The 15,241-nt window shown below is 75.7% G+C and carries 8 protein-coding genes; 3 read left to right on the top strand and 5 right to left on the bottom strand.

The features are described from left to right. Positions 1–16: 16 nt before the first annotated feature. Positions 17–1,915, bottom strand: coding sequence for a hydantoinase B/oxoprolinase family protein (locus WA616_RS20115; protein WP_336032650.1), 1,899 nt, complete (start codon positions 1,913–1,915; stop codon positions 17–19). Beyond that, complete coding sequence (locus WA616_RS20120; RefSeq protein ID WP_336032652.1) at positions 1,912–3,987, bottom strand: hydantoinase/oxoprolinase family protein; 2,076 nt, start codon at positions 3,985–3,987, stop codon at positions 1,912–1,914. The genes WA616_RS20115 and WA616_RS20120 overlap by 4 nt, the downstream gene beginning before the upstream one ends. A gap of 239 nt (positions 3,988–4,226) precedes the next feature. Here WA616_RS20120 and WA616_RS20125 point away from each other — a divergent pair, with 239 nt between their 5' ends. Both WA616_RS20125 and WA616_RS20130 read left to right on the top strand, forming a co-directional pair. Beyond that, on the top strand, positions 4,227–10,922 hold the full coding sequence (locus tag WA616_RS20125; RefSeq protein ID WP_336032653.1) for a DUF7507 domain-containing protein: 6,696 nt from the start codon (positions 4,227–4,229) through the stop codon (positions 10,920–10,922). A gap of 130 nt (positions 10,923–11,052) precedes the next feature. After that, entirely contained in the window at positions 11,053–11,913 is an 861-nt protein-coding gene (locus WA616_RS20130; protein WP_336032654.1) for a GGDEF domain-containing protein, read from the top strand. A 3-nt stretch (positions 11,914–11,916) separates the two neighbouring features. Here WA616_RS20130 and WA616_RS20135 read toward each other — a convergent pair whose 3' ends face one another. Then, positions 11,917–12,345 (bottom strand): DUF1707 SHOCT-like domain-containing protein, encoded by a 429-nt coding sequence (locus WA616_RS20135; RefSeq protein ID WP_336032655.1) that lies wholly within the window; start codon positions 12,343–12,345, stop codon positions 11,917–11,919. A 117-nt stretch (positions 12,346–12,462) separates the two neighbouring features. Further along, positions 12,463–12,888 carry a MarR family winged helix-turn-helix transcriptional regulator gene (locus WA616_RS20140; protein ID WP_336032656.1) on the bottom strand — a complete coding sequence of 142 codons (426 nt, stop codon included), beginning with the start codon at positions 12,886–12,888 and terminating at the stop codon, positions 12,463–12,465. Between the two features lie 67 nt (positions 12,889–12,955). Here WA616_RS20140 and WA616_RS20145 point away from each other — a divergent pair, with 67 nt between their 5' ends. Then, on the top strand, positions 12,956–14,788 hold the full coding sequence (locus WA616_RS20145; protein ID WP_336032657.1) for an ABC transporter ATP-binding protein: 1,833 nt from the start codon (positions 12,956–12,958) through the stop codon (positions 14,786–14,788). On the opposite strand, the gene WA616_RS20150 is transcribed toward WA616_RS20145, so the two are convergent. Then, positions 14,785–15,241 (bottom strand): integrase core domain-containing protein (locus WA616_RS20150; protein ID WP_336032658.1); only part of this gene is annotated, 457 nt, incomplete at its 5' end. The two genes, WA616_RS20145 and WA616_RS20150, sit on opposite strands and share 4 nt — an antisense overlap.

Raw genomic sequence — 15,241 nt, forward strand, 5'->3', positions numbered from 1 at the left:
GGCAGAGCACGAGCCGTCAGAGGACGTCGAACTCGTTCGAGGTCGCGCCGCCGGACAGCAGGGCGTAGCCGGGGCCGCGGTCGAAGAACGGCTCCTCGCCGGTGCGGCTCGCCCGTATCGACGCGCGCAGCTCCTCGGTGGCCGCCTCGTCGGCGGTCCCGTCCTCGCGGACGACGACGCCGTAGTCGTCGCGGGCACCCGCGACCGACACCTTGCGCCAGGCGATGTCCCGCAGCACCTCCTCGACCGGCCGGTCCAGCGGGTCGCCCCAGCCGCCGCCACCCGTCGTCCGGATGCGGACGACGGTGCCGGCCTTGAGCGGCTCGGCGTCGGCGAGCGCGTCGACCTCGTGCTCGTCCGGGCCGCCCGGGTCGACGGTGATCTGGAACGGCCGGCCGGCCTTCCCGCCCTTCACGCCCCAGCAGGCGAGGATCGAGCGGTCGGCGATCGACATGAAGTGCGCGTCGCGCAGCACGCGGATGTGCTTCTCGTAGCCGCAGCCGCCGCGGTGGCGCCCGGCGCCGCCGGAGTCCGTCGCCAGGCCCAGCCGCTCGATGCGCAGGGGGAAGCGACCCTCGGTGAACTCGGTGGGCAGGTTCCGGGAGTCGGGGACGACGTGGATGGTGTCCTCGCCGTCGGCGTAGTACCGCCCGCCCGAGCCGCCGCCGAGGACCTCGCGCATGAGGTAGGGCTCGCCGTCGACGTCGGTGCCGTAGACGCCGGTGTAGCGGATCGTCTCCTGGTCGGCGGGCATCCGGCCGCCGGTCGCCTTCGCGAGCACACCGGCCAGGACGCCGAGCAGCCGCAGGATCACGAAGGTCCGGGCGTTGGTGGGTGCCGGGAAGACGGGGGTGAGCAGCGTGCCCTTCTCCGGGAACCGCATCTCGATCAGCGGGACGACGCCTTCGTTCACGTCCAGCTGGGCCATCCGCTCCGGCGTCTCGGCCAGGTTGCGCAGGATCGGCGCCAGCCACTTCTTGAGGAAGTTGCCGTCGGCGTAGTCGCCGCAGTGGTTGATCGGGCCCTTGGCCTGGGGGCCGGTGCCGGTGAAGTCGATGACCAGCGGGGTCTCCTGGGTGGAGTCCATGGTCAGCGTGATCCGTTGGCGGTGCAGCTGCGGCTCCTCGACGCCGTCGTGCTCGGCGTAGTCCTCCCAGACGTAGGTGCCGTCGGGGATCTGGCTGAGGATCTCGCGGCGGTAGACCTCGGTCGAGCTGGCCAGGATCGCGTCGAAGCAGGCCTCGACCGCGGCCACGCCGTACCTGTCGAACAGCTCGCCGAGCCGGCGGGCGCCGGCCAGGCAGGCGGAGCACTCCGCGTCGAGGTCGGCCGCCAGCGAGTCGGGCATCCGCGAGTTGCGGGTCATGATCTTCAGCGCGCTCTCGTTGGGTACGCCGCGGTCCCACAGCTTGATCGGGGGGACCATCAGGCCCTCCTCGTACACGCTGGTCGCCGCCGACGGCATCGAGCCGGGCACCGCGCCGCCGATGTCGTCGTGGTGGCCGAACGCCTGGATGAACGCGACGACGCGCTGCTCACCGGACTCGGCGTCGTGCGCGAACACCGGCACCGTGACGCACAGGTCGGGCAGGTGCCCGATCCCGCCCTCGGACAGGTAGACGTCGTTGTGGAAGAAGACGTCACCGACGTTCATCGTCTCGATCGGGTAGTCGCGCACCACGGGGTGCACGAGCGCCGAGTACGAGCGTCCGGTGAGCTTGCGCAGGTTGCGGTCGTGGATGCCGGCGCGGAAGTCGTGCGCGTCGCGGATCATCGGCGACCGCGACGTGCGCCCGATGGAGGTCTCGACCTCCTTCTCGATCGCGGCGAGCGTGCCCGCCACGATCTCGACGAGGACCGGGTCGGCGTCGACCTCCGTCGCGTTCAGCGGCCCGGTGGGGAACGTGGCGGTCACTGGCCCGACTCCTTCGTCAGCAGCAGGTTGCCGTAGGTGTCCACGGTGACGGCGAAGCCGGGGTGCACCGGGACGGTGGAGCCGAACTCCTCGACGATCGCCGGGCCGGAGACGACGTCGCCGGGGGCGAGGTCGGGCCGGTTGTAGGTCGGGGTGTCCACCCAGTCGTCGAAGAAGACGCGGCGGGAACCGGTGCGGGCCCGCTCGATGCCGCCGTCCTTCGCAGGGAGCGCCACGATGTCGGGACGGCGGATCGGCCCGATGCCGCTGACGCGCAGGTTCACCCACTCCACCGCCTGCCGGGGGTCGTCGGCGAAGTCGTAGCCGTAGAGCTGGCGGTGCGCGGCGTGGAACGCCTGCGCGACGTCCTCGGCCGCGGCGCGGTCGAGCTCCCCGTCGGCGACCGGCACCCGCACCTCGAAGGCCTGGCCCACGTAGCGCAGGTCGGCGGTGCGCTGCATCCGCTGCTCGTCGCGGCCGAAGCCCTCGCCGTCGAGGGCGGTCCGCGCCTGCGCCTCCAGGTCGGCGAACACCGACTGCACCCGGCCGAGGTCGAGGTCGAGGTGCTTGGAGACGACGGTCTGGACGTAGTCGTTGCGGACGTCGACGGTCAGCAGGCCGAACGCGCTGACGTTGCCCGGGTTCGGCGGCACCAGCGTGCGCGGCAGCCCGAGGACGTCCATGAGCCGGCAGGCCAGCAGCGAGCCCGAGCCGCCGAACGTGGTGAGCGTGAAGTCGCGGACGTCGAGGCCGCGGGCCACCGTGACCTGGCGCAGCGCGTTGGCCTGGTTCCAGGCGGAGATCTCCAGGATGCCGAGCGCCGTGCGCTCCAGCGACAGCCCCAGCTTCCCGCCGAGCGCCTCCAGGCCGGCCCGCGCGGCGTCGGCCGACAGCGGGATCTCGCCGCCGAGCAGGTGCGGGGGGATCCGGCCGAGGACGACGTGCGCGTCGGTGACGGTCGGCTGGTCGCCGCCGGACGGGTAGCACATGGGGCCGGGGTCGGCGCCGGCCGACTTCGGGCCCACCTTGAGCGTGCCCTCGGGCGAGAGCCAGGCGATCGAGCCGCCGCCGGCACCCACGGTGACGACGTCGATCATGGGGATCTTGCTCGGGTAGTCGCCCACCGAGCCCTCGGTGGTGAGCGCCGGCTCGCCGTCGACCACGACGGTGACGTCGGTGGAGGTGCCGCCGCCGTCGCAGGTGAGCACCCGGTCGAAGCCCGCCGTCCCGGCGATGAGCGCGGCGCCCAGCGCCCCGGCCGCGGGGCCGGACAGCATCGTGGTGATCGGCTGGTGCACCACCTCGGCCGCGGACAGCACGCCGCCGTTGCTCTTCATCACGTAGAACGGCACGCCGGGCGCGATCTCGTCCAGGCGGGTGCGGATGTTGGTGACGTAGGCGCCCACCCGCGGCTTCACCGCGGCGTCGACCAGCGTGGTCACCGACCGCTCGTACTCGCGGTACTCGCGCAGCACCTGCGAGCTGATGCTGACGACGGCGCCCGGGTGCTCCTCGCGCAGCACCTGGAGCATGGCCCGCTCGTGCACGTCGTCGGCGTAGGCGTGCAGGAAGCAGACGCCGATCGTGGTGATGCCGGCGTCGCGGAAGAACCGGGCGGCGGCGACGGCGTCGTCGCGGTCGAACGGGCGCACCTCGGCGCCGGTGTGGTCCAGCCGCCCGCGCACGGTGCGCACCAGGTCGGCCGGGACGATCCGCGGCGGCTTGACCCAGAAGTAGCTGTTGCCGTAGCCGTCGGGCACCGACTGGCGGGCGATCTCCAGCACCGACTCGTAGCCCTCGGTGGTGACGAACCCGATCCGGTCGAGCCTGCCCTCGAGCAGCTGGTTGGTGGCCACCGTGGTGCCGTGGCTGACCGCGGTCACCGCGGAGCCGTCGAGCCCCATCAGGCCGAGCACCTTGCGGACGCCCTCCAGGAAGCCCTCGGCGGGGTCGGCCGGGGTGGACGGGGTCTTCGTGGTCGTGGTCTGACCGGTCTGCTCGTCGACGGCGACCACGTCGGTGAACGTGCCCCCGGTGTCGATGCCGATCCGGACCCGGCGCGCCGCTGCCATGACTAGATACCTTAGTGCTGAGACATCTCGTCCGGAAGGGACGCCGCGCGCGTCGCCCGTGACACGCCGCTGACCTGCGCCGACGGCGACGTCTCGCCATGTCGACGCCCCGGGGACGGTCGCCGGCCTTTCTGCCGCGACACGGCCGCGGCGTCCCCGTGCGCCCCGTCCCGCGCTGTCAGGTTGCGCACCGCCTGTGACGCACGGTGTCACGGGGGAACGTGTGCAGGAGGAGACAGGTGGCACGGACGAGGGGCCTCGGGTGGCCGGCGCGGGTGTCGGCGCTGGTCCTGGCCGGCGCGCTCGCGACCGGTGTGGTGGCGGTCGTGCCGGGGCCGCAGGCGCTCGCCGTCCAGGACCCCACCTCGTGCGGCACGACCGCCGCGCTGCAGAACGGCGGCTTCGAGCTGCCGGTGCTCGCCGACAACTCCTACGCCTTCGTCGCCGAGGGCTCGGTCCCCGGCTGGCGGACCACCGCCAGCGACAAACGCATCGAGATCTGGCGCACGCCGTTCCAGGGCGTCTCCGCCGGCTCGGGCAGTCAGTTCGCCGAGCTCAACGCCACCCAGCCCTCGACGCTGTACCAGGACGTCACCACCACGCCCGGGACGACGCTGCGCTGGGAGCTGCAGCACCGCGGGCGCGCGGGCACCGACGTGATGGCGGTGAACATCGGCGCACCGAACGGGACGCTCGCCCGCCAGGCGCTGATCAGCGACGGCACCTCGGCCTGGGGCACCCACTCCGGCACCTACAGCGTCCCGGCCGGCCAGACGACCACCCGCTTCGCCTTCGCGGCCGTCACCACGGCCGGCGGCAACGCCTCCGTGGGCAACTTCCTCGACAGCATCTCCTTCGGCACGTCGGCCTGCCTGGTCACCACCACGCAGGTCACCACCCGCTCCGGCGGCGCGACCGCGAACGTGGGCGAGCTGCTCACCTACACCGTCACGACCAGCAACGGCGGCGGGAACCCCGCCAAGGACGCCGTCGTCGTCGACCAGCTGCCCGCCGGGGTGGAGTTCGTGCCCGGGTCGATCCGGGCTATCACCTCGACCAGCACGCAGGCCCGCAGCGACGCGGCCGGCGACGACGCCGGCGAGTACGACGCGGCCACCCGCACCGTGCGGGTCCGCGTGGGCCTCAACGCGAACTCCTCGGCCGGTGGGACGATCCGCCCCGACGACGCCCGCAGCATCTCCTACCAGGTGCGCGTCACCGAGGCGCTGTCCGGGACGACCGTGCGCAACGACGCCCGCGTCCAGTACCGCGACGACCTCACCGCCAGCGCCCGCACCTCCACCTCGGACGAGGCCGCGACCCCCGTCGGCGCGGCCGCCGACCTGGCGGTGACCGCCACCCGGACGACCCCGGACACCCTCGCCGGCCGGCCCGTCACCTGGACCGTGACCACGCGCGCCGACGGGCCCTCCACGGAGCCCGCCGCCCGGACGACGATCGAGCTGCCGGTCGCGGCCGACGGCACCACCCCCGGCCTGACCGGCGTGACCGCGACGACGAGTGGCGGCAGCTGCGCCGTCGGTCCCCGGGCCGTGACCTGCGACCACGGGGCCCTCGCTGCGGGCGCCTCCCGGACCACCACGGTGACCGGCACGGTGCCCGCGGCCACCCCGCCGGGGACGGTGTACCGGCTGCTGGCCTCGGTCACCGGCAACGCCTACGACCACGTCCCCGACGACAACACGGCCGCCGCCGTCGACGCCGTCACGGCCCGGGCCGACCTCGCCGTCGACCTGACCGCCGACCGCGCCACCGGGACGGCGGGCGAGCCGGTCACCTACACCGCCGTCGTCACCAACGCCGGGCCGTCCCTCGCGCGGGGCGTGGTGCTCACCGACCCGCTGGGGGCGGGGATGCGCCTCGACGCGGTGTCGACCACCGCCACCGGCGGGACCTGCGCCCGCGACGCCGCGGCGGACACCGTGCAGTGCACGCTGGGCGACCTCGCGCCCGGTGCCACGGCGACCGTCGTGCTGCAGGTGACCCTGGACCCCACCGGTGACGGCGCACTCGGCAACGCCGTGAGCGTCACCTCCGCGACCCCGGACCCGAACGGCCGCGACAACCAGGACGAGGTGGCGGGCGCCGGCGAGGCGCGCGCCGACCTGGGCATCACCCTGCGGCTGCCGGTCACCGAGGCGCTCCCCGGCCAGACCGTCCCGTTCACCGCGGAGATCCGCAACGCCGGCCCGTCCGACGCCGTCAACGTCACCGTCCACACCGTGCTCCCGCCCGGCTTCCGCGTGACCCGGCTGACCGGCCTGACCTGCACCGCGACCGCCGGTTGCCGCATCGACCGGATCGCCCCCGGCCGGACCGTGACCGTCGAGGGCGACGCGCTGGTCCTCGACGACGCCCCGGAGGGGACGACCACCGCCCGGGTCCGGGTCGTGTCGCCGACCCCGGACGGCAGCCCGGCCGACGACGTCGCCGACGTCTCGGTCACCGTCCGCCTGGAGGCCGACCTCCAGGTGTCGCAGGTGCTGGAGAACCCCGACGACCCCGCCGGTCCGCTGGTCGCGGGCGGCCCGCTGCACGCCGTGGCCACGGTCCGCAACGCCGGCCCCACCCGCGCCGAGGGCGTGGTCCTGCGGCAGGTGGTGCCCGCGGGCCAGCCGGTGCCGGCGTGGGTCCTCGCCGACGGCTCGTGCGCCGTCGAGGGCGCGGTCGACGGCGGCGGCGTGGCCGTCGACGGGGCCGTCGTCGTCTGCACGCTCGACGAACTCGCGGCGGGCTCGACCTGGACGGTGGACCTCGGGGGCCGGCTGCGCGCCTCCTACAAGGACGACCGGGTGGTCCGCACGCGGACGGTCTCGGCCGCCTCCCCCGACCCGGTGGCGGCCAACGACACCTCCACGGCCAGCACGCCCGCGGTCCGCCGCTCCGACGTGCGGGTCGCCAAGACCACCAGCACGCCCTCGGTCGTGCAGACCGAGGAGGTGGCCTTCACCGTCACCGTCACCAACGACGGCCCCTCCGACGCGCGGGACGTCTTCGTCCGCGAGGCGCCGCGCCCGGGCCTGCTCGTCACGGGCGCCCTGCCCGACCGGGGCACGTACAGCGACTCGAACGGCGCCTGGCGGATCCCGTACCTCGCGGCCGGCCAGACCGCCACGCTGCAGGTCGACGGGCGGGCCGCCGACGCCGAGGATGCCGTGAACGAGGTCCGCTTCGTCTCGGCGGACGACCCGGACCCGCAGCCCGCCAACGACGTGGCGGCCGCGACGGTCGACGTCCACCCTGCCGACCGCTCCCTCACCGTCACCACCCGGGCGTCCGTGCTGGCGCCGGGCGACCGGGCCGCCGGCCTGCGGGCCGGCGACGTGCTGGCCTTCGAGTACGTGGTGACCAACCCGGGCAACGTCTCCACGTCCGCCGTCTCGGTCAGCGACACCCTCGTCCCCGGCGGCGTGACCTGCCCCGTGGCGACCCTCGCGGCGCACGGCGGGACCACGACCTGCACCGCCAACGGCACCTACCGGGTCACCCAGGCCGACGTCGATGCGGGTACCGCCGTCGGCGGCGTCGCGGTGGTGCGCGGGCGCGCCCCCGACTCGACGGCTGACCTGGAGTTCGGCTCCGCCGGCGACCCCGTTCCGGTGGCCCCGGCGGGCTCCGCCCTGACCTCGGCCCTGGTGGCCGACTGGGAGGACGCGGACGGCGACGACGCCCTCGACGCGGGCGAGCGGGTGGTCTGGACGGTGGTCGTCACCAACACCGGCCAGCTGACGGTCGGCTCCCTGCGGGTCGAGGGCACCGGTACGCCCGTGCCGTCCTGCCCGGTGGACCTGCTCGCCCCCGGTGAGCGGACCTCCTGCGTGACCGCGCCGTACGTGCTGACCGCCGCCGACGTCGCCGCCGGGCAGCACCCGGCCTCGGCCGAGGCGGTCGGGGTCACGCCCCGGGGCAACACGGCGGTCCGCAGCGCGGCGGCCGCCACCCGGTTCCCGGCGGCCCCCGCCCCCGCGCTCGCCCTCACCGTGGCGGGCGTCGTCGACCCCGCGGAGCGGCAGGCCGCCGCCGCGCTCGGCGACCCGATCACCTGGCACCACGTCGTGACCAACGTGGGCAACGTGCCGGTCACCGGCATCGCCGTCGACGCGCCCGGCCAGGGCCCGGTCGTGTGCGCCGCTACCGAGCTCGACCCCGGGGCGTCCACCGAGTGCGCCGCGACGACGCCCCGGCCGGTCACCGAGGACGACCTGCTGACCGGGACCGTGACCGGCCGCGCCACGGCCACCGGCACCCCTGCCGCGGTCGGTGGCCTCGTGCGCTCCGCGCCGGCCGAGCACACCGTCGGCCTGACCGGCGTCGTCCGCGCCCTCGTCGTGACCTCCACCGCGCACACGCCCGGCAGCGTCGCGGCGGTGCGCACCGGCGACGAGGTCGGCTGGACCTATGACGTGCACAACGACGGGAACCTGACCATGCGCCTGGTCGAGGTCGGCGACGAGCTCGTCGGCCGCGCCGCCTGCGCGCGTGACGTGCTCGCCCCGGGGGAGCGGACCTCGTGCACGGCCGGCGGCACCCACCGCGTCACCCAGGCCGGGTTCGACGCGGGCCTGCCGCTGGTCAACGCCGCGCGGGTCTCGGGCATCCCCACGGGCTCCGACCGGCCGCTGCTCTTCGGCCCGGCGAGCGCCTCCGTGCCGATGGCCGCCGCGCGCCCGTCGCTGTCCGCGGTGCACGTCGCCGACTGGGACGACGCCGACGGCGACGGCGCCCTCGACGCCGGGGAGACCATCGGCTGGTCGCTCGTCGTCACCAACACCGGCGACGTCACCCTCGCCGACCTGCAGACCGCCGCGCCGGTCGCCGGGGTGATGACCTGCGGCGCCCCGTCCCTCGCGCCCGGGGAGCGGACGACGTGCACCGCGTCCCCGTACACCGCGGCCGACGCCACGCCGGTGACCAGCCGGGCGAGCGCCTCGGCGGCCGACCCCCGCGGCGGGCCCCGCGTGGCGAGCGGGGAGAGCACCGTGACGACGCCGTCGACGCTCGCGCCGGCGCTCGAGGCCACGGTGGCCCCCGACGTCACCCCGGGTGCCGCGCCGGGCCTGGGCGACCGCGTGCGGTGGCGCTACACGGTCACCAACACCGGCAACGTGCCGCTGGACGCGGTCGCCGTCGAGGACCCCGAGGGCGGTGTCGTCAGCTGTGCCGTGACCTCGCTGCGGCCGGGCCGGTCCACCGACTGCACCGGCAGTGCCGAGCACACGGTCACCGAGGCCGACCTCCGCGCCGGGCACCTCGACGCCGACGCCGTCGCGGCCGGGACCCCCGGTGCCGCACCCGTCGTGCGCTCCGCGACGGCCACCGGCCGGCTGCACCTCGCCCCCGTCGTGCGCGCCCTCGACGTCCGGGCCGCCGCCACCGGCACCGCCGCGCGCGCCGGCGACCTGCTCACCTACACGTGGACGGTGGTCAACACCGGCAACGTGACGATGGCCGCGCTCGCCGTGACCGACTCCGCCGGGGGGACGCCGGGCTGCGACGTCGCCACCCTCGCGCCCGGCGCACGGGCCGTCTGCACCGGCAGCACGTACCGGGTGTCCCAGGCCGACCTCGACGCGGGCCTGCCCGTCGGGCTCACCGGGACGGCCACCGCGCTGCCGGCGGCCGAGAGCGACCGGCTGCCCTTCGGCCCGGCCGCGGACCCCGTGGTGGTCGGCGCGGTGTCCCCGGCGCTGGTCGCCGACAAGCGCCCGGGCTGGACCGACGCCGACGGCGACCGCGCCCTCGACGCAGGCGAGACCGTCGTCTGGACCGTCCTCGTGTCCAACACCGGGGACGTCACCCTCGACGACGTGCGGGTGGACGACCCGACGGTCTTCGTCGGCTGCGGCGTCGTGACGCTCGCGCCCGGCGAGGACGTCCTCTGCGTCTCCGACGCCGACCCGGTCACCGCCACCGACGCCGCCACCGGGACGCGCTCGAATACCGCCACGGCGCTGGCGGTGAGCCGGCGGGACGGCGCCGCCGTGTCCAGCGCCCCGGCCACCGCCGCCGTCACGACCACGCCCGCGCCGGCGCTGACCCTGCTGGCCGAGGCCGTCCGGCAGTCCGGCGCGGGACCGGCCCCCGCGGACCTCGGCGAGACCGTCGGCCGGCGCTACCGCGTGGTCAACACCGGCAACGTGCCGGTCGGCGGGGTCGCCGTCGTCGACGCCTCCGGGGTCCCCGCGGTCTGCGAGGCGACGCTGCTCGCGCCGGGCGCCTCGACCACCTGCACGCCGGCCGCCGGGCACGTCGTCACCGAGGGCGACCTGATCTCCGGGGAGGTGCGCACCAGCGCCACCGCCACCGGCACGGCCGCGCTGTCCGGGGGACCGGTCGCCTCGGCGCCGGCCGCGGTGGCGGTGGCCACCGCGGCCCCGCGCGCCGGAGTGCAGCTGATCCTCGGGCGCACGCTGGTGGCCGGCAGCGAGCCGGCGGCGCTCCGGGTCGGGGACCTCGTGCGCACCCGCTACCGCGTGCTCAACACCGGCACGCTCACGCTCAGCGGGATCGTGGTGACCGATCCGGGCGCCGGCCCGGTGACCTGCCGCCGGACCGTCCTGGCGCCGTCGGAGTCGACCACGTGCACGGCCGACCGGCCGCACGCGGTGACCGCCGAGGACGTCGCGGCGGGTCAGCTCACCAGCTGGGCCATGGTGACCGCGGCGGCGCCGGTGGCCTCCGGGCTGGGCACGGTGGGCAGCACCGCGACGGTCACCGAGTCGCTGACCGGCCCGGACGGCGGGCCGGCGACCCCGCCCACGGCGGCGGGACCGGTCCCCTCCGGGACCCCGGTCCCCGTCCTGGCGCGGACCGGTGCCGAGCCCGCCGTGCCCGCGGGCCTCGGCGTCCTCCTCGTCCTCGGCGGCGGGCTGCTCGTGTGGGGGTCCCGCCGCAGGTCCGCCGCGCGTCGGTGATCCGGTACGGCGGTGCGCCGTATCGACGTGCGACGGTGGGCGTGGTGTCATCGCGCGCGGGGGACGACGGGGAGGTGCCGGGATGACCATCGGGCCCGACGACAGCGGCGTCCTCGCCGAGCGCGGCTGAGTGGACGCCCGGCTCGCGCACGGCTTCGTCGAGGGCACCGACGCGCTCGTCTGCGTGGTGGACGGTGCGGGGCGGATTCTGCTGGCCAACCCGGCGCTGCAGCGGTTCACCGGGCGCACGCCCGAGCGGCTCCTCGGTGAGCTGTTCGTCGACGTCTTCGTCGTCCCGGAGCACCGGGAGCTCGCCCTCGACGCCGTCGCGCGCGCCGTCGCCACCGGCCGGGCGTACCCGCAGGAGGGCGACTGGCTGACCGCCGACGGGACGCGGCGGCTCATCGCGATGCGCAACAACGTGCTCACCGGACCCGACGGGCGCCCCTTCGCGGTGGCCGCCGTCGGCCTGGACGTGACCGAGCAGCGGCGCCGCGAGGAGGCGCTGGCCCAGCGCGCCCGCACCGACCGGCTCACCGGCATCCCGAACCGGCACACGTTCTTCGAGGAGCTCGGCCGGCGGCTCGCGCAGGAGGACGGGGTGCCCTGCGGCGTCCTGTTCTGCGACCTCGACGGGTTCAAGGTGGTCAACGACGTGCACGGGCACACGGTGGGCGACGCCGTGCTCGCGGAGGTGGCCGCCCGGCTGCAGGCCGCGGCCGGGGGCGACGACGTCGTCGCCCGGTTCGGCGGGGACGAGTTCGTGGTGCTGTGCCCGGGCTGCGAGGAGGACGAGGTCGCGCAGCTGGCCGCGCGGGTGCGCGAGCGGGTGACCGCGCCGGTGCCCACGGTCGCGGGCGCGCTGCGGGTCGGGGTGAGCGTGGGGGGCGCGGTCGGGCGCCCGGGCGACGCGCCCGACGAGGTGGTCGCGCGCGCCGACCGGGCGATGTACGGCGCCAAGACCCGCCAGCGCCGCCGCTCCGAGCGCTGACCCTCAGCGGCGGGGGCGGCCGATCCCGGTGGCGTAGAGGACGGCGAGCACCGCACCCGACGGGGCGAGCCAGATGAACCACGGGTACACCGGGCCCCCGGCGCCCAGCGAGACCAGCAGCCAGACGACGACGTTCACCGCCACGACGCTCGCCCACACCGTGGTGAGCACCCGCATCGCGGTGCCGCCCGGGGTGGCGGCGAAGACGCGGTGCCGCGGGGCCGGCGGCGGCGGGGGCGGCGGCTCGGGCAGGTCGAGGGTGACCCGCTGCAGCTCGCCGCGGGTGCGGGCGGCCCACACCGCCTGCAGGCGCTCGTCGAACTCGTGCAGGTCGAGCTGGCCCAGCCCGACCGCGCGGCGCAGCCGCTCCTGCACCGCGGCCCGCTCGACGTCGGACACCCGCAGCTGCTCGGCGCGCACCGGCTCACCCATGGGCCGATCGTGGCACCGCCGTCCACCCCCGCGGGTCCACCGATCGGTGGTCCCGCCTCCCACGCTCCGTCCGGGGCCAATGGCGCTACAGAGGCCCTGCCCGGGCCGGGGACGGGATCAGTCGGTGAGGGCGCGGAGCAGGCGGGCGAGTTCGGCGCGGTCCTCCGGTGACAGGCGGGCCAGCAGCTCGCGGCTGTCGGCCGCGCGGGCGGCGTCCACCTCCGCCCGCACCCGCAGGCCCTCCTCGGTGGCGCGCAGGACGACGGCGCGCCGGTCGGCCGGGTCGCGCGTGCGCTCCACCAGGCCGCGGGACTGCAGCGCGTCGGCGACCTCGGTGGCCGAGCGGGGCGCGATGTGCAGCGCCTCGGCGAGATCGGACAGCCGGGTGCCGTCGCGGCCGGCCACCACCCGCAGCGCCCGCGCGTGGTGCGGCGTGAGGTCCCACGGGGCGAGCGCGTCGAGCCAGCGCCGCCGCTGGGTGCGCGCGGCGCGCATGAGCAGGTCGACCACGGCCGCGTCGTCGTCCCGGGAATGCGCCGCCATGCCCTGAGGTTACCGGATCGTGAGGTAGCCTCAACAACCGGAGGTGGTCGCCATCGACGAGGGACCCATGGGCCGCGGCAGCGGCTCCGGCGGGCGGTCGGGCCGCGCCGTCGACCCCGCGGACCGCGCGCAGCTGGAGCGCGCGCCGGTCGAGCTGCGCCGCGTGACGGCGCTGTTCCGCCCGTACCGCTGGCAGGTCGCGACCGTCGTCGCGCTGATCGTCAGCTCCTCGGCCGTCGCGCTCGCGACGCCGTTCCTGGTGCGCCTGGTCATCGACGAGGCCATCCCGCGGCAGGACGTCGACCTGCTCGTCCTGGCCGTCGCCGGGATGGTCGCCGTCACCGCGCTCACCGCCGTCCTGGGCGTCGTGCAGACGTGGCTGTCCACGACCGTCGGGCAGCGGGTCATGCACGGCCTGCGCACCGCCGTCTTCACCCACCTGCAGCGCCAGTCCCTGGGCTTCTTCACCCGCACCCGCGGGGGAGAGGTCCAGTCGCGGCTGACCAACGACATCGGCGGCATGCAGTCGGTGGTCACCTCGACGGCGACGTCGCTGGCGGCCAACGCCACCACCGTCGTCGGCACCGTGGTCGCCATGGTGGCGCTGTCGTGGCGGCTGTCGCTGCTCTCGCTGGTGGTGCTGCCCCCGGCGGTCTGGCTGACCCGCAGGGTCGCGCGGATGCGCCGGGCGGTCACCGCGCAGCGGCAGCGGCACCTCGCCGACCTGCACGGCCAGGTCGAGGAGGGGCTCAGCGTGAGCGGCGTGCTGCTCGGCAAGACCCTCGGCGCCGGCCCCGCCGCGTCCCGGCGGTTCGCCGCGACCTCGGAGGACCTCGTCGGGCTCGAGGTGCGCTCCCAGCTGGCCGGTCGCTGGCGGATGGCCACGATGAGCATCGTCTTCGCCGGCATCCCGGCGCTGATCTACCTGTTCGCCGGCCTGCCGGCGACCTCCGGCGGGATGACGATCGGCACGCTGGTCGCCTTCACCACGCTGCAGGGGGCGCTGTTCCGCCCGCTCATGGGCCTGCTCGACGTCGGCGTCTCGGTGACCGCCTCGATGGCCCTGTTCAGCCGGGTGTTCGAGTACCTCGACCTGCCGGTGGAGATCGACGACCCGGCCGACCCGGTGGAGCTCGACCCCGCCGCCGTGCGCGGCGAGGTGCGGTGGGAGGGCGTCGGGTTCACCTACCCCGACGGCGCCCGGCCCGCGCTCGCCGCCGTCGACGTGACCGTCCCCGCCGGCACGACCCTGGCGCTGGTCGGCGAGACAGGGTCGGGCAAGTCGACGATGGCCTCGCTCGTCGCCCGGCTCGCCGACCCGACCACCGGCCGGGTGAGCATCGACGGCGTCGACCTGCGCGACCTGCGGCTGGCCGCGCTCGCGCAGGTCGTCGGCGTGGTGTCGCAGGAGACCTACCTGCTGCACACCACCGTGCGGGAGAACCTGCGGCACGCCCGCCCCGGCGCCACCGACGCCGAGATCGAGGAGGCGGCCCGCCGGGCACAGGTGCACGACGTGATCGCCGCGCTCCCCGACGGCTACGACACCGTCGTCGGCGCCCGCGGGCACCGGTTCTCCGGCGGGGAGAAGCAGCGGCTGGCCATCGCCCGCACGCTGCTGCGCGACCCGCGGGTGCTGGTCCTCGACGAGGCCACCAGCGCGCTGGACACCGCCACCGAGCGCGCGGTGCAGGCGGCGCTGGACGAGGCCCGCCGCGGCCGGACGACCATCACCATCGCCCACCGGCTGTCGACCGTGCGGCACGCCGACCGGATCGCCGTGCTCGACGCCGGCCGGGTGGTCGAGTCCGGCACGCACGCCGAGCTCACGGCCCGCGGCGGCCAGTACGCGGACCTGGTCGCCGCCGGCGACGACGCGCAGGACCTGCTCGCCGCCTAGTTGTAGTGCCCAGCACCGTTGTTGACGGTGGTCCGGCTGATCGGGGGCTGTCCGCCGAGGGCGGTGTGGCTGCGGTGATGGTTGTAGGTGTGCAGCCAGCCGGGCAAGGCGGCGGTGCGCTCGGCTGAGCTGGTGAAGGGGCGCTGGTAGGCCCATTCCTCAGTCAGGGTGCGGTTGAACCGTTCAGCTTTGCCGTTGGTCTGTGGGCGGTAGGACCGGGTGAACCGGGGCTGGGCGCCGAGATCGGCCAGCGCTGCGCGCCAGGCCTGGCTGCGCCGGTAGGCCAGCGCGTTGTCGGTCATCACCCGCTCGATCCGGTCGATGCCCACGGTGGTGAACCAGGCCGCGGCTGAGCGGAGGAAGCCGGCGCAGGTGGCGGCGGTCTCGTCGGGGTGGATCTCGGCGTAGGCCAGCCGGGTGTGGTCATCGATGGCGCAGTGGACGTAGTCGTAA

This window comes from Geodermatophilus sp. FMUSA9-8 (assembly GCF_037034165.1).
Lineage (GTDB): Bacteria > Actinomycetota > Actinomycetes > Mycobacteriales > Geodermatophilaceae > Geodermatophilus > Geodermatophilus nigrescens.